Source organism: Streptococcus parauberis NCFD 2020, assembly GCF_000187935.1.
Lineage (GTDB): Bacteria > Bacillota > Bacilli > Lactobacillales > Streptococcaceae > Streptococcus > Streptococcus parauberis.
This window is the reverse complement of record NZ_AEUT02000001.1, coordinates 335,851-362,624: the sequence shown is the minus strand read 5'-3', so window position 1 is coordinate 362,624 and position 26,774 is coordinate 335,851. Positions and strand designations below refer to the sequence as shown.

26 protein-coding genes, 1 pseudogene and 1 other annotated feature are annotated in these 26,774 nt (G+C 34.9%); of the genes and pseudogenes, 5 read left to right on the top strand and 22 right to left on the bottom strand.

The window, feature by feature from the left end; all coding sequences use genetic code 11:
• Window positions 1–32: 32 nt before the first annotated feature.
• From SPB_RS01805 to rplJ, 9 genes are all read right to left on the bottom strand, one after another.
• A complete protein-coding gene (locus SPB_RS01805; RefSeq protein ID WP_003105550.1) occupies window positions 33–764 on the bottom strand; it encodes a type IV secretion system protein in 732 nt (243 codons plus the stop codon).
• A gap of 20 nt (window positions 765–784) precedes the next feature.
• On the bottom strand, window positions 785–1,009 hold the full coding sequence (locus SPB_RS01800) for a hypothetical protein (RefSeq protein ID WP_003104561.1): 225 nt from the start codon (window positions 1,007–1,009) through the stop codon (window positions 785–787).
• Between the two features lie 3 nt (window positions 1,010–1,012).
• Window positions 1,013–1,600: a YdbC family protein gene (locus SPB_RS11430; RefSeq protein ID WP_254655055.1), complete on the bottom strand. Its 588-nt coding sequence runs from the start codon at window positions 1,598–1,600 to the stop codon at window positions 1,013–1,015.
• Complete coding sequence (locus tag SPB_RS01790; protein ID WP_003102799.1) at window positions 1,536–1,925, bottom strand: hypothetical protein; 390 nt, start codon at window positions 1,923–1,925, stop codon at window positions 1,536–1,538. Before SPB_RS01790 ends, SPB_RS11430 begins: the two co-directional genes overlap by 65 nt.
• Window positions 1,926–2,011: 86 nt before the next feature.
• A complete protein-coding gene (locus SPB_RS01785) occupies window positions 2,012–3,850 on the bottom strand; it encodes a hypothetical protein (protein WP_003105145.1) in 1,839 nt (612 codons plus the stop codon).
• Window positions 3,851–4,246: 396 nt separating this feature from the next.
• Window positions 4,247–4,408, bottom strand: a complete 162-nt coding sequence (locus SPB_RS11315) for a hypothetical protein (RefSeq protein WP_003104080.1) — start codon at window positions 4,406–4,408, stop codon at window positions 4,247–4,249.
• On the bottom strand, window positions 4,405–5,259 hold the full coding sequence (locus SPB_RS01780) for a replication initiator protein A (RefSeq protein WP_003103501.1): 855 nt from the start codon (window positions 5,257–5,259) through the stop codon (window positions 4,405–4,407). Before SPB_RS01780 ends, SPB_RS11315 begins: the two co-directional genes overlap by 4 nt.
• A 689-nt stretch (window positions 5,260–5,948) precedes the next feature.
• Window positions 5,949–6,314 (bottom strand): 50S ribosomal protein L7/L12, encoded by a 366-nt coding sequence (gene rplL / locus SPB_RS01775; RefSeq protein WP_003103838.1) that lies wholly within the window; start codon window positions 6,312–6,314, stop codon window positions 5,949–5,951.
• A 65-nt stretch (window positions 6,315–6,379) separates the two neighbouring features.
• Window positions 6,380–6,880 carry a 50S ribosomal protein L10 gene (gene rplJ, locus SPB_RS01770; protein WP_003104757.1) on the bottom strand — a complete coding sequence of 167 codons (501 nt, stop codon included), beginning with the start codon at window positions 6,878–6,880 and terminating at the stop codon, window positions 6,380–6,382.
• Window positions 6,881–6,911: 31 nt separating this feature from the next.
• Window positions 6,912–7,045 (bottom strand) — a sequence feature (ribosomal protein L10 leader region).
• Window positions 7,046–7,329: 284 nt separating this feature from the next.
• Between rplJ and SPB_RS01765 the strand changes: the two genes are divergently transcribed.
• On the top strand, window positions 7,330–9,438 hold the full coding sequence (locus SPB_RS01765) for an AAA family ATPase (protein ID WP_003105519.1): 2,109 nt from the start codon (window positions 7,330–7,332) through the stop codon (window positions 9,436–9,438).
• Window positions 9,439–9,460: 22 nt separating this feature from the next.
• Here the strand turns inward: SPB_RS01765 and SPB_RS01760 are convergent, their stop codons facing one another.
• The 5 genes from SPB_RS01760 to SPB_RS01740 form a co-directional block, all read right to left on the bottom strand.
• Entirely contained in the window at window positions 9,461–9,919 is a 459-nt protein-coding gene (locus SPB_RS01760) for a hypothetical protein (RefSeq protein WP_003103232.1), read from the bottom strand.
• A 369-nt stretch (window positions 9,920–10,288) separates the two neighbouring features.
• The gene (gene yihA, locus SPB_RS01755) at window positions 10,289–10,888 is read right to left on the bottom strand and encodes a ribosome biogenesis GTP-binding protein YihA/YsxC (RefSeq protein WP_003104323.1); all 600 of its coding nucleotides are present in this window, start codon (window positions 10,886–10,888) and stop codon (window positions 10,289–10,291) included.
• 8 nt (window positions 10,889–10,896) lie between these two features.
• Window positions 10,897–12,126, bottom strand: coding sequence for an ATP-dependent Clp protease ATP-binding subunit ClpX (gene clpX, locus SPB_RS01750; RefSeq protein WP_003103169.1), 1,230 nt, complete (start codon window positions 12,124–12,126; stop codon window positions 10,897–10,899).
• Window positions 12,127–12,330: 204 nt separating this feature from the next.
• Complete coding sequence (locus SPB_RS01745) at window positions 12,331–12,846, bottom strand: dihydrofolate reductase (RefSeq protein WP_003104878.1); 516 nt, start codon at window positions 12,844–12,846, stop codon at window positions 12,331–12,333.
• A 76-nt stretch (window positions 12,847–12,922) separates the two neighbouring features.
• On the bottom strand, window positions 12,923–13,762 hold the full coding sequence (locus tag SPB_RS01740) for a thymidylate synthase (protein ID WP_003105934.1): 840 nt from the start codon (window positions 13,760–13,762) through the stop codon (window positions 12,923–12,925).
• Between the two features lie 191 nt (window positions 13,763–13,953).
• Between SPB_RS01740 and SPB_RS01735 the strand changes: the two genes are divergently transcribed.
• Window positions 13,954–15,120 carry a hydroxymethylglutaryl-CoA synthase gene (locus tag SPB_RS01735; RefSeq protein WP_003104825.1) on the top strand — a complete coding sequence of 389 codons (1,167 nt, stop codon included), beginning with the start codon at window positions 13,954–13,956 and terminating at the stop codon, window positions 15,118–15,120.
• Window positions 15,117–16,400: a hydroxymethylglutaryl-CoA reductase, degradative gene (locus SPB_RS01730; RefSeq protein ID WP_003106052.1), complete on the top strand. Its 1,284-nt coding sequence runs from the start codon at window positions 15,117–15,119 to the stop codon at window positions 16,398–16,400. Before SPB_RS01735 ends, SPB_RS01730 begins: the two co-directional genes overlap by 4 nt.
• Before the next feature lie 62 nt (window positions 16,401–16,462).
• Here the strand turns inward: SPB_RS01730 and fni are convergent, their stop codons facing one another.
• The 6 genes from fni to SPB_RS01700 form a co-directional block, all read right to left on the bottom strand.
• Window positions 16,463–17,458, bottom strand: coding sequence for a type 2 isopentenyl-diphosphate Delta-isomerase (gene fni, locus SPB_RS01725; protein WP_003102845.1), 996 nt, complete (start codon window positions 17,456–17,458; stop codon window positions 16,463–16,465).
• The gene (locus tag SPB_RS01720) at window positions 17,458–18,459 is read right to left on the bottom strand and encodes a phosphomevalonate kinase (RefSeq protein WP_003104029.1); all 1,002 of its coding nucleotides are present in this window, start codon (window positions 18,457–18,459) and stop codon (window positions 17,458–17,460) included. The genes fni and SPB_RS01720 overlap by 1 nt, the downstream gene beginning before the upstream one ends.
• Entirely contained in the window at window positions 18,460–19,395 is a 936-nt protein-coding gene (mvaD, locus tag SPB_RS01715) for a diphosphomevalonate decarboxylase (protein WP_003104536.1), read from the bottom strand. It lies immediately after the preceding gene.
• Window positions 19,377–20,255, bottom strand: a complete 879-nt coding sequence (gene mvk, locus SPB_RS01710) for a mevalonate kinase (protein ID WP_003105664.1) — start codon at window positions 20,253–20,255, stop codon at window positions 19,377–19,379. The genes mvaD and mvk overlap by 19 nt, the downstream gene beginning before the upstream one ends.
• A 162-nt stretch (window positions 20,256–20,417) precedes the next feature.
• Entirely contained in the window at window positions 20,418–22,160 is a 1,743-nt protein-coding gene (locus tag SPB_RS01705) for an ABC transporter ATP-binding protein (RefSeq protein WP_003104485.1), read from the bottom strand.
• A 1-nt stretch (window position 22,161) separates the two neighbouring features.
• Complete coding sequence (locus SPB_RS01700) at window positions 22,162–23,883, bottom strand: ABC transporter ATP-binding protein (protein WP_003105372.1); 1,722 nt, start codon at window positions 23,881–23,883, stop codon at window positions 22,162–22,164.
• 393 nt (window positions 23,884–24,276) lie between these two features.
• Here SPB_RS01700 and SPB_RS10955 point away from each other — a divergent pair.
• A pseudogene (locus SPB_RS10955) lies at window positions 24,277–24,456 on the top strand (hypothetical protein); the annotation flags it as partial.
• 149 nt (window positions 24,457–24,605) lie between these two features.
• Window positions 24,606–24,791, top strand: a complete 186-nt coding sequence (locus tag SPB_RS01690) for a hypothetical protein (protein WP_003102863.1) — start codon at window positions 24,606–24,608, stop codon at window positions 24,789–24,791.
• A 37-nt stretch (window positions 24,792–24,828) separates the two neighbouring features.
• On the opposite strand, the gene SPB_RS01685 is transcribed toward SPB_RS01690, so the two are convergent.
• A complete protein-coding gene (locus SPB_RS01685) occupies window positions 24,829–25,239 on the bottom strand; it encodes a peptide deformylase (RefSeq protein WP_003104023.1) in 411 nt (136 codons plus the stop codon).
• Window positions 25,240–25,305: 66 nt separating this feature from the next.
• The gene (gene gdhA / locus SPB_RS01680; RefSeq protein ID WP_003102566.1) at window positions 25,306–26,652 is read right to left on the bottom strand and encodes an NADP-specific glutamate dehydrogenase; all 1,347 of its coding nucleotides are present in this window, start codon (window positions 26,650–26,652) and stop codon (window positions 25,306–25,308) included.
• Window positions 26,653–26,774: the final 122 nt, after the last annotated feature.

The window sequence follows — 26,774 nt, the reverse complement described above, 5'->3', positions numbered from 1 at the left end:
TCTAATACTATTAGACCAAATTTTACTTAAAATTACATCAAATTAAGTAAGCTTTTTGCTAGTTTTTGACTTCCAAACAAAGTAATAATATATACAACGCTCTTTGCAATTGAAGCAAAGGCTGCTATACCATCTCCACTAGATGCTTTAAACAAGTCATCAGTTACTAGGGCTGGATATAACTTAACAATAATCAATAGTACCAGTCCCTGAAAGGCATAGGCTGAGAACTGTTTAATAAAGTTTAATCCAATCGGCCTTGTTTGTTCCGACATAAAGAAGGCAACAATTAATGGTGCAACTGCTTTTAAGATATACATTTGAAAAAATCTCATAAATACTAAAATATTAACACAAACATCAGCTATACGTTCAGTAAACCATGCTATCATTTTGATAACTTGTTTAAAAATCCAACCACTAATGCCTGAAGTGTCTATATCTGATTTAAATGTGTTTTTAGGAAGTACACCATTTACTAATACAATCCCTTTATTAAATACAAATACTATAAAATCAAAAATTTCAGTTGTATTATGTACCAGTACAAATGCTATAACATACCCAAGTGCTATTTCCATCCATAATTGAACAGTTAGGCTCCCTCCTTCTTGTCCTAGTCGTTTATTCCAGGATAGAACATCCATAAGGAAGAAGGCAAGTATTAAGATTGAGGCCAGCGGTATCAGTGCTGAGGATATTTTGTCAGAATAATTATTTACAGTCGAACTATATTCAGCTAGAGATTTAGTTACACTATCCATTCACTCTAGCTCCTTTCGCTTTAATTAATAGCTTGAAGAGCTGAAATAATGGCTTGACATACAGCCCCTCCAATAATTCCGATTGCTCCACCATTTACCATTGAATTTGATCCTTTTTCTTGTCGCATGGAATCATTATTATTACGTCCTCCAAAAAAGTCAATAGCTCCAGTAAGAACCCAAACAAGTCCTGTAATGACAACTACTGCTTGAACGATATGAAATACTTTAACTGCTGTATCCATATATTATTTCTCCTTATTTTCTTCTAAATTTAATTGTTTAATTGTTTTCGTAAGTTTTAGCATTTCATCTTCAAAAAGTGTAATGCCCTTACCAACTCGACTATGATCATCTTTCCAAGAACGAATATCATATTTTGGTTCTGTCTTATTCCAGGAAACTATGTTCAATTCTTTACGCCAATTTGTCTCACTTATTGATAAAGTGGCAATCTGTTTAATAATTTCAAATTGAATCGGTTCATCATTATCTTTTCTACGAATAAAATTGTTCTCTTCATTATTATTTTCTAGTTTTAAGATAGCTTTCTCAAAAGGTAGAATATACTTTTTGTATTCCCTTTCAAACACAGCTTTTTCAGAAGGATGGAAAGGTGTTAAATTTCCAAGTGAAGATACATTAAATATAATAATCTTCGAAAGATAATTAGTAACACTATCAATATAACCTTTAGAATGTACATCATCTCGATATGTTACTAAGTGTATCGAATAAATGATTTGTTCTAAGGCATTTAGTGCTTCTTTATCAAAACTTATTTTTTGAAGTAACGTTAATTCTTCTTGGTGTTGATACCTTTTGGATTGTTCCATTTTTTCTTTCCTTTCTACTCAAACGGTTGTAACCTGAGCCAGTTAGTTTTAACAAATTGGAAGAACCCAAGCGAAACCTTTTTGCTACTAGTATGCCATTTCTATTAATTAGTTTAATTTTAGGAAGAATGTTCTTATAATCAACTTTTAAGTCAACTACCGTTGCTTTTCCACCAATAAACGCTCTCTTTCTAATTGTGCCATATTTAGCTTTTAAAACCATCATGTCACCATTATCTAGATATGCCGAGGCACCACCTTCACGACCAAGTTTCTTTAAATCTTGTATTATTACAGTTAAATTTCCATCTACAAATTTATTCATTCTTTCTCTCCTTTTGGAATCAATTTGAGATTTAATAATAATAAAGCAAAAGGTATCATCTGATACCTTTTTAACTTTACCTGGTATTATTTTTCTTCTTTACGACCTTTTAAAGCAGTAAATCCGACAAATGAAACCATCAATGCACCAATTACCATTTGAATAACAGAACCTTCTGCTTTATCGCCAGTAGTTGGAAGTCCAACACTAGATTGTGCTACTGGTGTTTGTGGTGTTGGTGTACTTGGTTTATAACCAGTTGGTTTTACTGGTGTAGGTGTTGTCACCACTTTATAATAGTGTACACTCACTTTCTCATTAGCTGGTGCTGTTGGAGCAATTGGAGCTGTTACAGTTGCTTTATGAGCAGTCAATTTTGGAGCAACTGGTTTTTGAGGCACATTAGAGGCTGAACCAAAAATTCCACCTACGATAGAAGTGTTTTTCCCTGCTGTTGAATGAGTAAAACTAAATTCACGAGTGTCAGCACTAGAGAAATTCCACTTGATTCCATTACTTTCTAGTTCCCCTGCAGAACCTTGTGACACATCACCACTACCAGCTACAAAATCATTTCCTGTTTGTGAAATGTTCTTACCTGTTGTGATTTTTGCACCATTTAACCCTGACATTTTAACCGTTTGTTGGTTATCAATATCATTAAAGGTTACAACGGATACCCCTTTTGTTGTTTCAGCAGTTGCTTTATAAGATTTAACATAATTTAAAATACGACCTGATGTTGAAGCGTTACCACCTGCTCCTTCACCTGCTCCACCTTGACCAGATCCATTATAAAGTGCAAAGACTGACCAAGCGATACCGCCTTTATCATCACCCCAAATTGCAACATAAGTACCTGTGTTATATGGGCTATTGATTTCACTAAAAGTTAATTTAACATCTCCATTAGTGGTATTTTTTACCAAAATAGATCCTGTACCGTCAATTTTGAAAATATTATCAAAATTGGCATCTGTATTTTGATCAAGATTATTACCTTGTGTTGCATACATACTAGCAGTTTTAATTGTGCCATCACCAAAATCTACAACATTTTCTGACCCACTCATATGAGTAGCCCCTGGTAAACCAATTAATACTACGCCATTTTGCCATTGTAAGCCAGTATTTGAAGCAATGCCTTTTTGATAGTTAGAAAGGGCTAACAAGTAATCAGCAATTTGTTTTTTCATTTGTGCTGTTGAGGTATCCATAATACCAACACCATCTTTAACCGCTTGATTGTACAATGCAATGTTCTTAGCCATGGCTGTTGTTAAATCTGAACCAGTTAAACCCTTAGTGGCAACATATTTTGGAGTAAGGTCTTTAGTATCAGTTGTTACTTCAATACCATTCTTTTTAGCAACTGCTACTTGATCATCAACACCTTGTTCTGAATGACTTAAGTCTGATTGCCCTTCAGATACAGCTGTATCACGAGACGTTTTAGCATCAGTATATGCTTTTTGATTAGCTTCTTGTTTAGCCTTAGCTTCAGCAACTGCTTTGTCTTGATTAGATAAGTCAGTTAAAACTTCATTACTTTTGTCTACAACATTACCATCATTTAATGTCACATCAGTTGTTTCACCAGTAGTTACTTCAACTCCTGATTTTTCAGCACTAGCAACATTATATTTTAAGGTGTCTTGAGCAGAATTGATTGTTTTTTCAGCTACTGGTTGACTTGTCCCTGCTGGAACACTTGTAGGAATTTCAGCTGTTGGTGTACTTGTTGCTGGTGCAACTTGAGTAGTTGTAGGTGCTGTATTCGTTCCTGTTACTTGTTCAGCATGTACAACTCCACCAGCTGTAGCTAAAGCAATTGTAGTTGCAAGCGTTACACCAAATTTACCGAGCAACACCGAATGAGTATCCGTTTTAAACTTCCGAATTGAAAATTTTTCTTTTGATTCCATAAATGAATCCCTCCATAATTTAATAACAGTTTTTAGACGTGTTGGTCAATAATGAAATAAAGATTAATAATTCCTGTTAAGTGAATTTACACTCATGCTGTTTAGCTAATTGCTAAAACCGTAGCTTTTTACGCACCATTTATGGTAAAAATGGCTAACCTGCAATAATGCAATTTGTGACTTGCGACTAGATATGTATTTCTAGCCTCCAATCTGCCCCCAGTTTCTTTTTTATCGCATAGCCACGCTGTTTAGGACAGAGGTTGTATTTTATTTTCAATGAACTTAGTTGATTAGCTACTCTAGTAAGCATAAGACTTGAGAAGAGAGTGTATATTACGAGAAAAGTTGCCTAGTGCTTGCTAGAGTAGCCAAGGATATATTAATAACCTAAAGTTAAAGCGGTTTTATATCGTAATAAAATTTAAATAATTCTTTTTTAGTAGCTCTTGTTTTAATCAATAATTCAAATTGATTACTTGAAATATCAGCTAACCTTTGATTGACAGTGTTTAAACAACCTATCTTTCCAAGAATCAAATTTTCTATTTTCATCATCCTACCCCTTTTTTACCTCGGACAGCTTGAGTCCATTCAGCAAGAATGCCATTATAAACATATTCTGCAAGTTGTTCTGCTGAATGAATATAGTTCATATGATTCAATGCATATTCATATCGACTTTCAAAATGTAACATTGCAATATCTGCAGTTGTATTTGTAAACTTTTCCTTTATTAATTGATCATGGACTAGTTCCCAAATATACTCTTTATCATAATGAGTAACTTTATCAACTTTTCTGACAAGCATTGTTAAATCTTCCTCCTCCTCAGAATAAATCACTTTAATATCACTCTCTTTAGTCTCACTCTGTTTAATATAAGTTGAGTCGGAATTCTCGACTTCTTGAGGTCGGAATTCTCGACTTTTTGAAGACGTATTCTTCGACTTCTGGAAGTCGTATTTTCCGACTTCCGTTGATTTTACTGACTTAAAGGTCAACTGAGCTTCCTCAAAAGTCATATTTAGAATTTGAATGTCAGTGACAACATTCTTCACATATATACGGTTAGCTTTATTCAAGCCTTGTCTTACCTCATCAATGAGACCATATTTTATAAGTTCTTTTTTTAACTTTATTACTTTATCACGGCCACAACCCAAATCATTTGCAAGATCATCAATAGCATAATAAATAAAAATATCACCGTCTGCATCAACAAATCTCATATCTCCTTTTCGTGTACTATCAAGAGATGCACTCAATCGATCCCTACATAACATGAATAAGAGTTTAGCCTCTGCCTTTAACTTACTGTAATATTTTGTACCAATGATTACTTTAGGTAGTTGATAAAAGTTATCACTATTAAGTGCTTGTTCTAAAGAAATTCTCCCATGTGCCATTATCTAACCTCACCTTCTTTTAGCATCATTCCTCCTAATTCAGGAAATTTAATTAAATTGAATTGTTCAAATTCTTTAAGAGTATTTTCATCTTTTAAACGTGACCAGCCAGTACCTTTCATCAATGAAATAATAACTATATTTCTTGACAGTCTTTGCCTAGCACGTATTTTATTTATTTGATTGCATAAATATATTTTCCTTCTGACGAAAAAAGTAAAACAAAAAGAGAACGATTTCTCATTCTCTTTAATTTATTTAGTATTTTTCTTTTTCTCAAAACTTTAGATACTTACTAAGTAAGTTGTAAAAATAAGGTAGTTGATAATGTTTTATATAAATGAGTCTCATAATTGTATTACAACATTATATTCAAAATTTGACTAGTCATCGAATTGGATAAAACCAAGTCTTTCCGTTTTAACAACTATCAGTCTTACTTTATCATCTCAAATCTCCCTGTTATCATGGATAAACTTTTGACAATTCAATATAATTTTATTATTTTTGGATAACTTTTCTTCTTGAAATAAAAAAGAAAGTTAATACGAAAAATCAAAAATCCTGCCAAAGATTATTTGGCAGGATTTTTGGCAGGAAACCAAATCAATTAATCAGTTTTTTTAAATCGCTATCGACTCTAAAAGACTGGTAAATCGGGAATCCGCTCTCAAATTACTATGTGCTTCTTATTTAAGTGTGATTGTTGCTCCAGCTTCTTCAAGTTTAACTTTAAGTTCTTCAGCTTCTGCAGCAGTAACGCCTTCTTTAACGTTAGCAGGTGCTCCATCAACAAGACCTTTAGCTTCTTTAAGACCAAGTCCAGTAATTTCACGTACAACTTTGATAACGCCAACTTTTTTGTCGCCAACAGCTGTTAACTCAACGTCAAATGAATCTTTAGCAGCTTCTTCAGCACCACCAGCAGCAGCAGCAGCTACAGGAGCAGCTGCAGTTACGCCAAATTCTTCTTCGATAGCTTTTACAAGGTCGTTCAATTCAAGGATTGAAGCTTCTTTGATTTCAGCAATAATGTTTTCAATGTTTAATGCCATTGTTATTTCCTCCAAATATTTAAATATAAATTAGTGATTGTAGCCTAAGACTACTGTTTAACGCATTAAGCTGCGTCTTCTTTACTCTCTGCAACAGCTTTAACAGCATATGCAACATTGCGAACTGGTGCTTGAAGTACTGAAAGTAACATAGAAAGCATACCTTCGCGGTTTGGCAATGCAGCAAGTGCTTTGATTTCTTCAGCAGAAGACGATGCACCTTCAATTGCGCCACCTTTGATTTCAAGTGCGTCAGCAGTTTTAGCAAAGTCATTGATGATTTTAGCAGGTGCTACAACATCTTCATTTGAAAATGCTACGGCAGATGGTCCTACAAAGATATCTTTCATATCTCCAAGTCCAGCTTGTTCTGCTGCACGTGACAAAATTGAATTTTTGATAACTTTAAATTCAACGCCACTTTCACGTAGTGAACGACGTAAAACAGTATCTTGATCAACTGTTAATCCACGTGAATCAACAACTACGATACTTACTGCGTTTTTCATTTTTTCCGCAACAACATCAACTAGTTCGGCTTTTTTAGCAATAATTGCTTCACTCATTAGTTTTACCTCCGTAATTATTTTGTATGGTTAGGCACAAAAAAAATCGCACCTAAACCCAGACACGAAAGTACAATACGTTATTTTTTAATTACGTTTTGTGCCTCGGTAGGAATTTTATGAGCAATGCTCCCCTACTGTCTTAGGTCAGTTTTTTTCAAAACCTTAATTAGTATATCGTATCCGTCACCTTCTGTCAATACTTATTATCACTTTTTTTGATTATTTTTTCAAGAATAAAGGAATAATCAGACTTATAAAAAAGGTCAAAAAAGGTCAAACTTTTCTATTGACCTTTACTGACCAAAGCTATATAATAGTATCAGAAGGTGGTTGGTAAACCAATTTGTAGTATTTCAAATCAGAGATCTTACCTGATAAGCATAGACTAAAAAACTACTCCTTCGTAATTACTTTATAATATTAATAAGAACAGCGAGGAAAAAATTATGACAAACTATTATGGAAAAGACCCTTTTGGTAGCATGGATGACATTTTTAATCAATTGATGGGTAACACAGGCGGTTATCAAACTGAAAATCGTCGTTACCTAGTTAATGGGCGTGAAATGACACCTGAAGAATTTCAAGAATATCGACAAACTGGTAAGCTCAGTTCTACTGCTCCTACTCAGGAACAAGGCTATCCCCAAAATCAAAAAGAAGATGGCATTCTAAACCAATTGGGTACCAACTTAACTGAAGAAGCACGACAAGGACACTTAGATCCAGTCATTGGACGAAATAAAGAAATTCAAGATACAGCTGAAATATTAGCTCGCCGGACCAAGAACAATCCCGTTCTAGTAGGTGATGCGGGGGTTGGTAAAACAGCTGTGGTCGAAGGCTTAGCCCAAGCTATCGTTGCTGGTGACGTCCCTGCTGCCATTAAAAACAAAGAAATTATTTCTATTGATATTTCCGGCTTAGAAGCAGGTACTCAATACCGTGGTGCTTTTGAAGAAAATATTCAGAATTTAATTAAAGAAGTTAAAGAAGCCGGAAATGTTATCCTCTTCTTTGATGAAATTCATCAAATTTTAGGCGCTGGCTCAACAGGTGGTGATTCTGGTTCCAAAGGCTTGGCCGATATTCTTAAACCAGCCCTATCTCGTGGCGAGTTGACCGTCATCGGTGCGACAACTCAAGATGAATATCGAAACACTATTCTGAAAAATGCGGCCTTGGCTCGTCGTTTTAACGAAGTTAAAGTCAATGCGCCTTCTGCCGAAGATACCTTCCACATTTTGATGGGTATCAGGAATCTTTATGAGCAACACCACAACGTCATTCTTCCGGATTCTGTTTTGAAAGCAGCCGTGGATTACTCCGTTCAGTACATTCCACAGCGTAGTCTTCCTGACAAAGCCATCGATTTAATTGACATGACGGCTGCCCATTTAGCTGCGCAACACCCAGTCACTGATTTGAAGAGTCTTGAAACAGCAATTGCTAGTGAGAAAGACAAGCAAGAAAAGGCTGTCGCTGCAGAAGATTATGAGTTAGCCTTGCAAGCTAAAGTACGAATTGAAGAATTACAAAAGCAAATGGCAAACCATACCGAAGGTCAAAAAGTGACCGCAACCATCAACGATGTCGCCGAATCAGTTGAACGTCTAACCGGCGTACCAGTTTCCAATATGGGCGCAAGTGACTTAGAACGTTTGAAAGAAATTGGCAACCGACTTAGAGGACATGTCATCGGACAGGATCAAGCTGTTCAAGCAGTCGCAAAGGCTATCCGTCGTAACCGTGCCGGCTTTGATGATGGCAATCGCCCAATTGGGTCATTCCTCTTTGTTGGTCCGACCGGCGTTGGTAAAACGGAATTAGCCAAACAGCTTGCGCTTGACATGTTTGGTTCCAAGGATGCGATCATTCGTTTAGATATGTCAGAATACAGTGATCGCACTGCCGTTTCTAAATTGATTGGGACTACTGCTGGTTATGTTGGTTACGACGACAATCAATACACATTAACTGAACGTGTCCGTCGTAATCCATACTCAATTATTTTACTGGATGAAATTGAAAAAGCAGACCCACAAGTCATTACCCTACTACTCCAAGTATTAGATGATGGTCGTTTAACTGATGGCCAAGGTAATACGATTGACTTCAAAAATACTGTGATTATTGCTACATCTAATGCTGGTTTTGGCAATGAAGCATTAACGGGTCAAGAAGATCATGACCAAAAAATTATGGACCGAATCGCTCCTTATTTTAGACCTGAATTCTTAAATCGTTTTAATGGTGTGATAGAATTCTCACATCTAGAAAAAAAGGATTTGAAAGAAATTGTTGAATTAATGTTAACGGAAGTTAATCAAACAATCAATAAAAAAGGTATCACTTTAGAAGTAACAGAACCTGTTAAAGAGGAACTAATTGAATTAGGATATGACAAAGCTATGGGAGTTAGACCATTACGCCGTGTCATTGAACAAGAAATCCGTGATCGTATAACAGACTATTATTTGGAACATCCCGATGATAAACATCTAAAAGCAAATTTAGCAGATGGTCAAATTGTGATTAGTAAACAAGACAAATGACATCAAAAAGCAATAACTTTTATTAGTTACTGCTTTTTATTATTTTAAATTGAAATGACATATGATTCTTCAAAATCAATTTATCTCTGTTTTTGATGTAGTCAAAGTAACCTGATTTTTTTGAAAATAATTTTGACTTTGAATTGATTTTTTCAATCGTAATTGTGTTCATAAACCGATTAACTCTCCCCTTAAGTCCAACAATTGTGACATTTCCGGTTCTGACATCATAATGACCACCATACTCATGCACTTTTTCAATAATCATATCATCAATATATTGTTCAATAGTTGAATTTGTTGGTAACTCATTCTCCATATCTTTTAGAGTATCTGGATCTAAATCGGCAATATTAACATTTTCTTTTGATAATGCTTCTTTTATACTTGCTTGGTAGTATTTTAATATTTCATTACTTAATGACTTTCTATTAATATTTACATTAACCACTATTTTTGAATTGTCATGAAAAACAGTCATTGTCAACTTAGGTGTGGTGATGTGCTTCTTAACATCGATACTATGTCCTGACTAATCGCATCAATATTATCATTAAATTTTTCTTCTAATTGTTGGTTTAAAGAATTGCAGGCCCACTTACCTTCAATCGAAGTATTTGTATATTGGTAACATAAAATAGTTACAAATAAAATGACTAACGCCAGAATACTTAGCCCTAGTGACATTAATATGTTCCCTCTCGACAGTTTACCAGTCTTTAAAGTTTTTTTTTAATAAAATCATGTTTCTCTCCCATAAAATGATAGTAACACTTAAAAAGACTAGGGTCAAGAAATATAACAGGATAATTATTCGTATAAAAAAAGCATAGCTTAAGCTATGCTTTTTTTATATTTGATCTAAAATGGTATCCCATGCTTGGTCAATTCCAATGCGATCCACGGAAGAAAAAACAATGAACTGATCACTCTTATCAAAATTGAGTTTTTTCTTGACCATTGATTCATGTTTATTCCATTTACCACGAGGAATTTTGTCTGCTTTTGTTGCAACGACAATAACTGGAATTTCATAATATTTGAGGAAATCATACATTTGAACATCTTCCGTAGAAGGCTCATGACGTAAATCTACTAAGCTTACTACTGCACGCAAATTATCACGTGTCGTAAGATACTCTTCAATCATTTTACCCCATTTTGCACGTTCTGATTTGGAAACTTTTGCATAACCATAACCAGGAACGTCAACAAATCGTAATTTGTCATCAATATTGAAGAAATTTAGTAATTGAGTTTTTCCAGGTTTACTAGAAGTTCTAGCTAAATTTTTACGACCTAAAATGGTATTGATAAAACTAGATTTTCCTACATTTGAACGACCAGCTAAGGCAATTTCTGGTAAATCATCATCTGGATAATGTGATTGATTAGCCGCACTAAGAAGAATGGAAGCGTTATGTGTATTTAATAATTGTTCTTCTGCCATTTTTTCCTCTATGCAGTTTCTAAGATAGGTTTACTATCTCCAGAAACGGCTTCTTTTGTAATAATTACCTTAGTAATATCTTCCTGGCTAGGTATATCAAACATGATATCTAACATGGTTTCTTCAATAATTGATCTTAAACCACGCGCACCAGTATTACGGTCTATCGCTTTTGAAGCAATGGCTTCAAGAGCTTCTTGATTAAATTCAAGTTCAACACCATCATATGATAATAAAGCTTGATATTGTTTGACCAAGGCATTTTTTGGTTCAGTCAGAATCTGAATTAAATCGCCAATTGATAACTGTTCCAAAGCGGCTACGACAGGTAAACGCCCAATAAATTCGGGAATTAAACCAAATTTTTGAATATCTTCAGCAATAATTTCTTGCATATATGAGGCTTCATCATCAATCTTACGACTACTTTGACCAAAACCAATAATCTTTTCACCAAGACGTTGTTTAACAATTTCTTCAATGCCATCAAAAGCACCACCAACGATAAACAAAATATTCTTGGTATCGATTTGAATCATTTCTTGGTTAGGATGTTTGCGTCCACCTTGTGGTGGAACACTAGCTACTGTACCTTCAATAATTTTCAGCAAAGCTTGTTGGACACCTTCACCTGAAACATCACGAGTGATTGACATATTTTCGCCTTTTTTAGCGATTTTATCAATCTCATCAACATAAATGATCCCACGCTCAGCTCGTTCAACATTGTAATCCGCTGCTTGGATCAGTTTTAAAAGAATGTTCTCAACGTCTTCACCTACATATCCAGCTTCTGTCAAAGATGTAGCGTCAGCGATTGCAAAAGGAACATTTAAGCTTTTTGCCAAGGTTTGAGCTAGGAAAGTCTTACCAGAACCAGTAGGACCAATCATCATGATATTTGATTTTTGGAGTTCCACTTCTTCTTCATCACGGCTTTCTTTATATGAAATCCGTTTGTAATGATTATAGACTGCAACAGCTAAGGCACGTTTAGCACGATCTTGACCGACTACATATTGATTTAAAGCTTCTAAAAGTTCTTTTGGTTTTGGAACTTCAGTCAAATCAGCCAAGACTTCTTCAGCTAATTCTTCTTTAATAATTTCTTGTGATAAAGCAACACACTCATTACAAATGAATACATTGTTACCTGCAATAATTTTTTTTACTTCATCTTGGCTCTTGCCACAAAACGAACAATGAACCTTGATTTCGTTACTACGATTACTTGCCATTTTTCCTCTAACTTTCTCTATCTAACTATTAAAATAGCGTGCCATAAAAGGCATGAATTGTATTAACTAAATTTGTCAGTGCATTTAATAAAAATAGAATTCCTAAACCATAACGATTTTTACGCAATGCTGGGATTGCACAAAGGATGCAAATAACACATAAAAATGCTGTAAAAACGCCAAATATACTCCGTTGCATGACTTCTACTTTCCTCCAACCGTTTTATTATTTTCGAAAACGTGAACTGTGAAATCATAAGGATTTTTTTCATCTTTTTCAAAATATTGAGAATTGACTTCTGTGAACTGACTTAAATCCAATTCTGGACTATAGGTATCTCCATCAAATTGATGATTAACTAGTGTTTTAATAATTTTGTCAAAATGACCATCAAAGGCCTTCAAAACTTTACTGCCACCGATAATATAGAGATTTTTTTCTTGTGTCTTAAACCAGTCAAGGACTTGTTCGACACTTGTCATGGTTAATACACCATCAACTTGATACTGATCATCTGAAGTTAAAACTATTGTTTGTCGATTTGGTAAAAGACGTCTCTGCATTCCTTCAAAAGTCACTCGTCCCATAAGAATCGTATGGTTTAATGTTGTCTTTTTAAAATGTTGCAGTTCTTTTGGAAGATGCCAAGGTAAGATACCATTGACACCAATAACTCCATTTTCATCTTCAGCCCAAATGGCAATAATTTCCTTTGTCATACTAGTTTTCCTTCAATCTAAACTCTATCTATTCTACCAAAATTATAGCAATTTTGCTTGTAAAAAAATCGCTACTTTAAATTGCTAAATCAAATTTCAGCTGTGGCTTAACTGGACTATAATCAATCAATTCAAAATCTTCAGCTTTAATGTCAAAGAAATTTGTGCCATCTGGAACATTCAACATTAATTGTGGCATACAGTCACTTTCTTTTCTTCTTAATAATTCTTCAGCTTGCGGAAATTGGTTGTCGTAAATGTGTAAGTTGTTAATAAAATAGAAGAACTTACCAACTTTCCAGCCAAAATGTTTTGCAACCATCATTTGTAGTGCAACATATTGCATAGCATTGATATGGTGAGCTACCAACATGTCATTGGAACGTTGCACTAGTGTTGCATCCAAATAAATAGTTCCGTCGACACGGCGGACATCAAACATTGTTTGGAAAGCACATGGCAATAAGCCCTCACTTTCTTCAAAAGCTTGGTAATCCCATAAGGAAATAACGTTACGTCTATTCCAAGGATTATCTTCAAGTTGTTTCAAAATTTTATTGATGATGTCATGTTTTTTAACAACTGCACCATAACGCTGACCAATTGTTCTTGTGTCTCCTACTTCCCAATCATTCCAGTAGTGGACATTATATTTTTCTTCCAAAATGTCTAAACTATTTGATTGGTCTTGATAGATCCAGAGTAATTCTTTAATCGCTGATTTAATTGGAATTGGACGTAATGTTGTAATAGGAAATTCTCCCTTTGAGAGATCATACTCGGCAAAGGCACCAGTAATATACTTAGAATTAGCAGTTTTGCCGTCCTTATATTTTGGTCTAGCTTGTTCACTATAAACGCCTTGTTCCATAATTTTTTGAATATTGTCTTTGAATAGCTTATCTGCTTTTGTCATAAGGATATCCTTCCACCTTTTAATTCTGTTTATTATTTTACCAAATTATAGAAAAAATGCTAGGAGAAATGTCTTTGTCCCACTTTAGAGGCTTGAAATAATGGTAAAGTATAACTAATATACTTTTATAATCTTTCTTTTTAAGAAAATATGTTAAAATATTATAGATAAAATTTACAAAGAGGAAATAAATGAAAATAGGGATAGATAAAATTGGCTTCGCTACAAGTCAATATGTATTAACAATGGAATCATTAGCCCAAGCTCGTCAAACTGAGCTAGCAAAATATCAAAAAGGGTTAATGATTGATGCCATTAGTATCACTCCAATAACTGAAGATATTGTGACTTTAGCAGCAAATGCTTGTCAAGAAATATTAAGTGACCAAGATAAAGAAGAAATTGACATGATTATCTTGGCTACAGAAACGGGAATTGATCAATCTAAAGCAGCAAGTGTTTATATCCATGGATTATTAGATATCCAGCCATTTGCACGAGCAATTGAGATGAAAGAAGCTTGCTATGCTGCTACTGCAGCTCTCGACTATGCCAATGCTCATATCGCTATGAATCCTGATGCTAAAGTTTTAGTCATTGCCAGTGACATTGCCAGGTATGGAATTGCTTCAGGTGGTGAACCAACTCAAGGGGCTGGAAGTATTGCCATGCTAATTTCAAAAAATCCTCGCATCCTTTCACTAAATAACGATAATATTGCTCAAACTCGTGATATTATGGACTTCTGGCGTCCAAATTACTCAACAACACCTTTCGTTAACGGTCGCTTTTCAACAGAACAATACTTGGATACTTTAGCAACAACTTGGGAAAAATATCAAAGTAAAACACACAAATCGTTAAATGATTTTGCTGCATTTTGCTTTCATATTCCATTTCCCAAACAAGCACTTAAGGGCTTAAAAACCTTAATGGATGATTCTGTTTCAGAAGAAAAAAAGGCACAATTAGAAAATGCTTTTAATGATTCTATCCGCTTCAGCCGTCAGGTAGGAAACATCTATACTGGATCTTTATATATGTCACTCCTATCACTTCTGGAAAGTAATAAGACTTTGCAAGTAGGCGATAATATTCTCTTCTTCTCATACGGCTCAGGGGCTGTCTGTGAAATCTTTTCAGGCCAATTAGAAGCTGGTTATGCAGATATGTTGTCGATTTCTCACCAAGAAGTTCTAGATCAACGTCATGAAATTTCTATTGAGGAGTATGAAGCCCTCTTTTATGAAGAAGCTGAACGCGATGATGCCGGAAATGTTAATTTACCAACCTACAAAACCGGAGACTATCGACTCGATGGCCTTAGAGAACACAAAAGGATTTATCTAAAAAAATGACAGATAATCAACTAAACTGGTCAGGATTTTATAAAAAAACAATTGCTGAACGATATCAGTTACTGGCATCAGGCAACTTATTGACTCCTGATACTTTTCAAAGTTTACAAAATGAAGAGCTCCTACACATAGAGACTGCTAATCAAATGTCTGAAAATGTCATTGGTCGATTAGCACTTCCATTTAGTATTGTACCTGATTTTAAGGTCAACGGTAAAACCTACCACTTACCTTACGTAACAGAGGAACCTTCAGTTGTCGCTGCTGCTTCATATGCTGCAAAACTCATCGGACGCGCAGGCGGATTCCAAGCTCACATTCAGAATCGACAAATGATTGGTCAAGTTGCCCTTTATGATGTTCCTAATTTGGAATCAGCCCAAGCTGCTATTATGCATGAGACCGAAAGTCTCATCGAAAAAGCCAATCTTGCTTATCCTTCTATTGTCAAAAGAGGAGGCGGTGCTAGAAGAATTAGCTTAACCATCAAAGACCAATTCTTGATTGTCTACTTAACCGTAGATACTCAGGAAGCTATGGGAGCTAATATGGTAAATACGATGATGGAAGCCTTGGTTGATGATTTGATTGACTTGAGTAAAGGTAAGCCACTCATGGCCATCTTATCAAACTATGCAACAGAATCATTGGTTACAGCCAGTTGTCAAGTTCCTTTCCATTATCTCAGCCGTGACAAAGTTGAAGCAAAAGAGTTAGCCAATAAGATGGGCTTAGCCAGTCAATTAGCTCAAGTTGACCCTTACCGAGCTGCAACTCATAACAAAGGTATTTTTAATGGCATCGATGCTATTGTTTTAGCAACCGGGAATGACTGGCGAGCAATTGAATCTGGTGCTCATGCCTATGCATCTAAGGATGGCTTATATAAGGGCCTGACTACTTGGCATGCTGATTTTGAGACTGAGATGATTAAAGGAACAATTACGATACCAATGCCCATCGCCACAAAAGGTGGTTCAATTGGCCTTAACCCAAGTGTTGTCATTGCTCATGATCTCTTAAATCAACCAACTGCTAAAGAGCTATCAATGATTATTGCATCAGTTGGGCTAGCTCAAAATTTTGCAGCAATTAAAGCATTGACTAACAAGGGTATCCAAGCTGGCCACATGAAATTACATGCTAAGTCATTAGCTATGCTAGCTGGCGCTAGTTCTGCTGAAACTCCTCAACTTTTACAATTATTACTAAAAGAAAAGCACATGAATTTAGAGACTACAAAAGTGCTCTTACAAAGCCTTCGAAATAAAAAGATTTGAGTTTCTCAAATCTTTTTTTCTTGTCTTCTTTTTGAAAAAAACATTTGAATTTCTTCAAATGTTTAGGAGTTTGCATCTTTTAATCTGCCATATAGTAAATAATCAACTTGTTTCAAGTCAGCTACTGTTTTGCAATTTAGGGCGCACATAATGATAGCTAAGTCTTCTTTCCATCCATTGACAATTGCAATAACTTTTTCTTCGGGATATCTTTCAACTAAGGAAAGCATGGTTCGTGACATTCCAACGGCACGCGCACCTAAGATTAAACTTTTTACAATATCCAAAGGATTTCTAACGCCACCTGAAGCTAAAATTTCCACTTCATTTGACATATCTTGAATATTTAATAAGGTCTGAACAGTGCTTTGGCCCCAATTATTAAGATAAGAGCGTCCTTCACCTCGTTGATTTTCAATATAGGCAAAGGAGGTTCCACCTCGGCCAGAAATGTCAAAAGTCTTGATGCCAATATCTCGAGCCCGTTCAATTGTTTTGCGATCCATGCCAAATCCAACTTCTTTTAATACAAGAGGTACTTTTATTTGTTCAACATAATCTTTCAGATTACTTTCCCAATTTTTAAAAGTTCTTTCACCTTCAGGCATCAGTAACTCTTGCATCAGATTGATATGAATTTGTAAGAAAATAGGATCCATATCCGCAACTGTCTGAAGACCCAAGTCAACTGACTTGTCCAATCCAATGTTGGTTGCAAGGAGCATCTTGGGAGCAACTTGTCGCAATTGAAAAGATGATTTAACTTGTGGATTATTTAAAGCAGGGCTATAGGACCCAGTCACCATAGGAATGCCAGTAGCTTCAGCTACTCGAGCCAATTTTTCGTTGACAGCTTTGCCTTTTTCACTACCACCAGTCATGGCATTAATATAAAAAGGAAAGTCAAAGTCTTGATCTGCAAAATGTGTCGATAAGTCAACATCTTTTAAATCAAAACTAGGCAATGATGAATGAATCAATTCTATTTCGTCAAAGGAATTATAGTCTGATTCGTACTTTAAAGCATATTTTATATGATCATTTTTACGGTTGGTCATTAGTCACCCAATCTTTCCTGATAGATTACATGGATTTCTTCTTTGGCCCATCTCTCCTTGAGGATATCACTTTCACTTTCATTAAAAACAAAAGCAATACCACAATCGCCACCGCCTGATCCGGAGGATTTAGCTATGGCATCTAGGTCAAGACTAGCCACTCTCAAAGACAGTAGATCAGCTGTATAAATAGCCGAATCTAATTTTAGCAACTCTTGATTGACTTGCTCAAGAGCACTAATAAATTCTAATTTGTTACCAGTTTTCAAGGCTTCTATCACGGCTAGTGTTGCTTCCTGTGTATGCTTTAAAAAGCCTTGGTCAATTTTTGAGATGACATTTTTGACCATATTCTTTGAAATCGACGGATGCCCGGTCCAGCCAACCATAAATTGGCAGTCTAACTTAGGAAGAACCACTTCAATTTTGTAACCCCAGTCTAATTTCATGACTTGCTCAAAACTTAAGTCTTTAATCTTTTGGGCAATAGCTGCGCGGTCAAATGACCAATAAGCCACAGTTTGATTGAATGCAATACAAGCAATATCACCCATTGATCCATTATCACCTAATTTTAAAAGTGTATATGCAGCTAGTTTAAATAATAAATCATTGGACAGATGAATTTGATAGTAGGCTGCTAGTGCTTTAATGGTTAATACAGTAACACTACCACTTGAACCAATACCATATTTTTTACCATTTTCTTCTAGCTTGCCACTAATATGCAATTGAAATGGTCTCAAGTCATTTCTATCTTTTCTTAATATATTAGCGACAGTTGCAATTGATTCTTGGATTAATTGGTAATTGGTATCAGGAGTGAGATCAACAGAATAGTCAAACATGTCTGATTTAATCAAAAAATCGTCTGAACTATCAATAGTTGCTGTCATTTTAATTGGAATATACTTGAGCAAGGCAACTTGACCAGCTTTTAGAATCGAATATTCCCCTGCAATATATAGCTTTCCACCAGTTTCAACTTGAAAATTTGTCATTTATAATTCCTTAGTTTTAGAGACAATGATGTCAAAGTCTTTTTCAAAGATTGATGCTAATTGTTCAAGATCTTTTTCCAGACATAGAACTTTTACATTTGGTCCAGCATCCATGGTAAAGTAACATTGAAAACCAGCTTGACGCAATTCTTTTACTTTATCCATTGCTTTATAGGATCCTTCAATTAAATATGAAAATGATGGGGTAGAACTTTTCGTTGTTGCGTGCATAGCTAATGCATTTTTTTCTGTTAATTGTCCAACTTTTTCAAAATCATTTGCTTTTAGATAAGCAAGCATATCTTTGTAATCTTGGGCTGATTCTGTTCTCCACTTGTCAAAGGTTGTTGATGTTTCACGACATAGTTTCATTCCTTCGCGGCTTGAAACAGGCTTTCTGGCATCGTTAATAACTAACATAATCATGCCTAATTTCAAATCTGTTTCAACTGGATAGATTTCACCACTCTCTCTATCCCATGCTGCTAAAGGTCCAAAAAATGAGCGTGAAGCAGATCCTGATGCAAATTTAGCTTTTAGGGCTAATTCTTTTTGGGATAGATCAGTTTCAAATAATTCATTACAGGCTTTCACGAGCGCTGATAATCCACTTGAACTAGATGACAAGCCAGCAGCTGTCGGCATATTATTTTCAGTGTCAACTTTGACATATGGTTGATTTTCTTGACGGAATTGATCAATGATCGCTGTAACTTTTGCGTGCTCGGCTTGATTCTGCAATTGTCCATCAATATAAAATTGATCAGCTTGTGCCTCGACAGGTAAGAATGAGAGACTTGTTTCAGTGTACATATTTTCAAGTGTGAGTGAAATGCTACTTGTGGTAGGGATCATTTTTTGGGCATCATCTTTACCCCAATACTTGATGATTGCAATATTTGCATAAGATTTAACATTTACAGTTTTTGTATCCACGTATTTACTGCCCCTTTTTCCTCTAGTGCCTGACTAATTACCACGGCATCATTTTGACTATTTGCAAGTGCGATGATGCAACCTCCAAGGCCACCACCAGACATCTTAGCACCAAGTGCACCCTGTTTTAGTGCTTCTTCAACTAATTGATTTGATTTTTCAACACTGACACCTATTGCCTTTAAGTGCTCGTGTGCTTGTGTCATGCTTTGACCAATGCTAATGACATCTTTGGCTTTTATAGCTTCTTCCACATCTTCCGTCAATTGCCCTAAGGCTGCTAAATGTGGAAGATTACTTTCTTCAAACTTCGCAACCTTATTGACTGCTTCTCTAGTATGGCCATGAATACCTGTATCAGCGATCACCAAATAAGCATCAAGATTAATTTCTAAGCTGACAAATCCAACATTTCTAATAAACTTAATTGCCTGATCACTCAAACAAGTTTTTGCATCTAAACCACTGGGATTTGTATGTGCAATAATCTCTGCTTTATTGACCAAAATTTCCAATAATTGATCACTTAATTCTTGATCAAAATATGAAAATACTGCTCGTATGGCAGCTATTGAAACTGCTGCAGATGAACCCATTCCACGTCTTTGAGGAACCTGAGAAGTTATCTCATATGAAATTGGCTGATTTTTAATCTTTAAGTAATCAAGGGCAGAAAAAATAGCTGTAGACAGCGTATCATAAAAATCAAATTCTAATTTTTTTTCTGCTCTCCTAATTCGGCAGACTACTTCAATATCTTTTAAGGGTAAAGCTATTGCTGGAAAACCGTACACAACTGAATGTTCTCCCATTAAAATAATTTTACTGTGGGCTCTACCTATTCCTATTTTTTTACTCATAAACCTTGTCTTTTCAAATAAATTAATCTTTACTTTTACCTTACTATTTTACACTAAATGGCTAAAAATTGCGATAAGGAACCATTGTTTTAGAAAGTCACGAAGAAAATATAGAAAATTTTCATTAATTTTCAAAAAAAGAATCCGACTATGTGGATTCTTTTATACAGTTTCTTGTAGTTTAACCATTTGTGCGTATATTCCATTTTGTTTTAGAAGTGAAAAGTGATTTCCACGCTCAACAATTCTTCCCTTATCAAGGACTAGAATTTGATTAGCATATTGAACGGTTGATAGACGATGGGCAATGATAAAAGTCGTTCGACCAGTCTTCAGAACCTCCATGGCTGCCTGGATAATTTCTTCTGTTTCAGTATCAATATGTGAGGTTGCTTCGTCTAAAATAAGGATTTTGGGATTAGCAATTAAGGTTCTTGCGAAGGCAATTAATTGTCTTTCTCCACTTGAAAAAGAAGCACCTTTTTCATAAACAGGTTCATTAATGCCGTTTTTCAATCTATCTAGCATTTTTTTTGCACCAACTTTAATTAATGCATCTTCTACTTCATGGTCACTATAGGACATATTTCCCATCCTGATATTTGAAGCGATTGTTCCAGTAAAAAGATAGGGATCTTGAAGGACAATTCCCATCTGTGAACGGAGACTTTCTTTTGAAAATTCATGAATTGATTGACCATCGATTGTAATGATACCCTTTTGTGGGTCATAGAAACGATACAATAAATTCATGATTGAGGATTTTCCCGAACCGGTATGTCCGACAAGTGCGACAGTTTCCCCTTTATTAGTTGAAATAGAAATATCTGACAAGACTAATTTATTGGGGGTATAAGCAAAGTCAACTGATTCAAATACAACATCCCCATTAACCACCTTAATCTCTTCGGACTGTTCCTCTTCTGTCTTTTTTTCCAACAAGCTCATTAGTCGTTTACCAGTTGTTGTTGAGCGTTGAATATTTGGAAGCTGTCTTACCATATTACCTAATAAATCAAATAAGCGCATCAAATAATTAATATAGATAAATAATTTCCCAACTGACATACTAGTCTGTCCTTGCAAAAATTGATAACCAATAAATGCCAGTAATGCTGAAATGATTGTATATTTTATAAATTCGGTCAAAGTCCAAGAGGCAACTGAATCAGCAAAAATGATGTGGTCGTCAGCATTTTTCATCTTATCAATATGCGTCTTAAACTCATCCAAGACTTCTTTTTCCTGATGATAAAGCTGAATAATTTGAGCACCATTCATTGTTTCATTAACCTGTGTATTAATAGCACTTCTAGCTTGATAGAAGTCAGCCATATGTTTATCAGTCATTTTTTTATAGAATAATTGGATGCCATAAAAAACAGGGATAACCAGTAATAAGAAAAGTCCTGAACGACTATCTAGATAAATCATCACTCCATAAATAAAAACAATTTGAATAAAACTGATGATGATTTGTGATAAGAGATTATCATAGAATTGATTGCGTAACGTCTCTGTATCATTAACAATCCGGGTGGCTATTTTACCAGCAGGAACTTTATCAAAGTAAGAAATTGGCAATCTTTGCATGACATCAAAGGTTCTCTCTCTCAGATGTGACACAACCTTATTTGAGGAATAAATCAAGGTTCTAAAGGATAAGTATCTAAATACTGCCGTAATCAGTGTGATAGCAAAGTAATATGCGACCAACTGATAGAAAAGCTGGTGATTAATTTGCAAGCCTTTGGCTACGGGAGTTAATTGTTTATCAATAATTTCTTTTAGTAACAGTGGTGACAATTGTCCCGCTGCGGTAGCTATTAACAAAAGACATATACCAACTGTGAAACTGCCCCTTGCAATTTTTAGCTCTTTTAATAATTTAATTATGAGGCCCATTTTATACCTCCTGTGCTCGTTGTCTTTGGTACTGCTCATAGTACCAAGCTTTATTGTCAAGTAAATCTTTTGGTCGGCCTTCTTCAACAATTTCTCCATTATCCATAACAATAATCCAGTCAGCATGTTGGATGGCAGATAGTCTGTGAGTAACAATAATCGTTGTTTTGCCTAGTCGTTCTTCTTGAATGTGTCTAATAATCTGTATCTCGGTTTTCGCGTCGACTGCTGAAAGTGAATCGTCGAGAATTAATAAATCAGGTTCAGATAGGAATGCACGAGCAATCGATATCCTCTGCTTTTGGCCACCTGAGATTGATAATCCACGCTCACCAATTTGCGTTTCTAATCCTTCTTGCATATTCTCTAAGTCATTAGAAAAGGCCGCAGTCTCAATAGCTTTCATTATTTCTTGATGACTAGCATTCGATTTGCCCATGGCAATATTGTCTTGTACAGATTTAGAAAAGAGAATATGTTCTTGAGGAACATAACCAACTAATCTTTCAATGCTTGCTCTTTGGTAGTCAACAAAAGGTTTTTGATTAACTAAAAATTCACCGTCCCCTAAAGGATACTGTCGCAAAAATTGTTTGACAAGGGTCGTCTTACCAGACCCTGTTCGTCCGACAATACCCAGTGTTTGACCTTGCTTAAAATGTAAGGAAATATTTTTCAAACTTGGCTTACTACTTGTGGCATAAGAAAATTGATAATTACTTAGTTTGATTTCATCAAAATGCTGCAAGTGAATGGATCCATTTTCTTCTAAATTATCTCCAGTTTCAATTAATTCTTGTATTTTACCAAAAGAGGTTTTGCCTGTTTGATAAACTAAGATAAAATCTGAAATCATTGCAAAAGGTTCAACTAATGATACTAAGTACAATTGTAAAGCGATAACTTGACCTAGGGTCACTAAATGTTGCTCAATTCTTCCTAAACCGAGAATAATAATTAGTAATTCTCCGGCAACAATCATCACACTGAAAATTGGAAAGTAAAGCCCTCGAAAAGTAGCAATTTGATTCCATTTCCTAGCCAAATCATTTACTTTTTGACTAAATTGAAAACCTAAGTAATCCTTTTTACTATAGGCTCTCATAACTTTAATTCCTTCAACAGTCTCTAAAACTTCATCACTTAAATTTGAAATAGATTCTCTCGCCTCTTCGACTAAAAGTTCTTGTTTTTTTGTAAGATAATAGGTGGCCACCATCATCAAAAAAATTGGAATCATGCCTACCAAGGTCATCTGCCAAGAAATGAAAAACATGGTAGGTATAATAAAGGCAATCATCCCCCCTGCATAAAGTATAATCATTAGGCCGTAGCCAATGAAATCCATGAGTGCTTCTACATCAGTGGAGAAGCGAGTCATCATATCTCCTGATCTGAATTTCTCATAATAGGGTGTTCTCATAAATACCAATTTTTTAAAGGCCCTCTGTTGGATATCAAATTTAAAATGAACAGCCTCTTGAAATAAATTCATATGCCATAAATAAGCCGTAATATAAGATAAGATTGTTGACCCAAACAAAATAGCAATATGAGTGTATAAACTAACTCTGTCTAATGTATGAAGCGATATGTGATCAATCAGACTTTCAATTACTTTTGTAGGAATAACTAAAGTAGCATCATATATTATTAAACTAAGTGCGATTAGACTGTAGGTTTTTTTTCTTCTCTTCAAATATTCAATAATGAGTGAAATCATATCTTCCTCCTTCCCTCACTAACTATAAAATCAATAAATTTTGCACACAAAAAGCCCATGATAAAAAGTTCCTTTCTACCACGGGCTTAATTTTAGTCAGTCTAAGACATAACTAATTTTTTGCTTGAGAAAGGAGTTCAATATGACATGATTTTACGATTTGTTTGGTACGTTTCATATTCATGATCACGTTTCTCCTTTCATTTATTCATAATAAGAAGTTTAGCATAAGAAAAAATATTTGTAAATAGCTAAAATAATATTTTTGGAAACGTTTTATTATTTTTTGCTATAAAATAAAACAATCGTAAATAATATACTACACAATTGTCATATATGACAAAAAACAGTAATATTACTATTGCAACACATATTAATTCTTTAGGAGAGATTATGGAAAAGCATATTATTTTAAAAAGCAGTATTTTAAGTGTTGTAGCTGGTTTTTCAATGATGATTACTGCAGTTCATGCTGATCAAGTTGATGTCCAAATTCTTGGAGTTAATGATTTCCACGGAGCTCTTGATCAAACCGGTTCAGCTTATATGCCTGATGGTAAAGTATCTGGTTCAATTAATCCTAATACTGAGGTATTTGTTCAATACATTAAGAATTTAGAAGCAGCTGGTCAAACAGTTTCTGTTCCACTTACTGGTACAAAAAATTATGTTACATTGCAATTGAAAGTTCTTCAATTACAGATGCAAGTGGTCGTCATGACATGGTAAACAAAGTATATCGTGATCGTAATGGAAATGTTGTAGTGACTGAATTGGTTTCTGATCTCTTCACACCAATTCAAACACCAACTACACCAGCACCTGCAAAAGTTCCAGTAATGATGTCATTATTTGGACTTGTTAGCTTATCATATATTGGCTTTACAAAAAAGAATGAACATAAATAAGTATTAAAAAAGGTATAACTATTAAGTTATACCTTTTTTATATTAATTTTCCTTCCAAATGATCCATCTCATGTTGACAAATTTGTGCTGGTAATCCTGTAAGAGTAAGATTTTTTTCACGCCAATTCATATCTAAATACCGTACAGTAATTGTTTCAAAACGTTTAGTTGGTTTTGAGCCAGTTAATGATAAACAGGATTCTTCTGTTTGGTAGACATCAGATTGCTTAATAATTTGAGGATTAAACATGACCAAATCAACAAACCCCATACTAATAATGATAACAGCTTTTTTTTCACCAATCATATTGGCTGCGAGGCCAATACAGCGATCACGGTGATAGGTCAAGGTATCTTGCAAATCTTTGCCTATCCATAAATCCTCTTTTGTTGCAACTTGTGCTTTCTCGGAAAGAAATAATGGATCTTTTACAATGGTTCTTAACATATTTTCCCCTTTTCTTTATCATTATTAGTATATCAAAAAAAAGAACTCAGTGAGTTCTTTTTAGGTTTAGACTATGCCTTGGGCAGACATTGCCTCAGCAACTTTTAAGAAGCCAGCAATATTAGCTCCAGCGACAAGATTTCCTTCACAATCAAATTCTTTTGCTGCTTCAGCAGTATTTGTGTAAATAGATGTCATAATGTCTATTAATTTCTCATCAACTTCTTGAAATGTCCATGCCATTCGACCACTATTTTGAGCCATCTCTAAAGCTGAAACAGCTACCCCACCTGCATTAGCTGCTTTTGCTGGCCCAAACAATACACCAGCTTCTTGGAAAACTGCTACTGCTTTTAGCGTTGAAGGCATGTTTGCACCTTCTGCAACAGCAATAACTCCGTTTTCAACTAATGCTTTTGCATCATCTTCAGTAAGTTCATTTTGAGTTGCACATGGAAAGGCTAAATCAGCCTTGAGTGACCAAATTGAACCCTTTTCAGCATTAGTAAATTCAGCTTTTTGACGTTTCTCTGCATAGACATCAATTCGGTCACGGTCAACTTCTTTGATTTGTTTTAATAATTTCAAATCAATTCCTTCAGAATCATGAACAAAACCAGAAGAATCAGAAACAGCAATTACTTTTGCTCCTAATTCATGTAATTTTTCAATTGCATAGATAGCCACATTTCCAGAACCGGAAACAATTGCTTTCTTTCCTTTTAAATCTTGACCATTAGCTTTCAACATTTCTTGTGTGAAATAAACCAATCCATATCCCGTTGCTTCAGTACGTACTAGTGAACCACCAAAAGATAATCCTTTACCTGTAAGAACGCCATTTTGATATCCATTAAGTCGTTTGTATTGACCATACATATATCCAATTTCACGACCACCGACACCAATATCTCCCGCAGGTACATCCATATCTGGACCAATATATTTTTGAAGTTCTGTCATAAAGCTTTGGGCAAAACGCATGACTTCATTATCTGATTTGCCTTTAGGATCAAAGTTAGATCCCCCTTTACCACCACCAATAGGTAAACCTGTCAATGAATTTTTAAAGATTTGTTCAAAGCCTAAAAATTTAACAATTGATTGGTTAACAGAAGGATGGAAACGTAATCCACCTTTATAAGGACCAATGGCTGATGAAAATTGTACACGGTAGCCTCTATTAACTTGAACCTGTCCTTTATCATCTAACCATGGAACCCGGAATGAAACAATTCGTTCTGGTTCAACTAATCTAGCTAAAATATTTTCTTCTACATACTTAGGATATTTATCAAAAACGGGGATGAGCGACTGAAATACCTCTTCAACTGCTTGTAAGAATTCCTCTTCGTGAGAGTTTTCTGCTTTTACTTGTTCAAAGACACTTGTTACATATTCTTTTCCTGTCATTCAATCTTTCCTTTCTGAACTCTTTTAATAAGATAATAATTATTATAAATTTTCAGAATATTCTTGTCAAGCTTTTACTCAAATAAAAATTGAAAAAACTCCTTCAAAAATTTGAAAGGAGT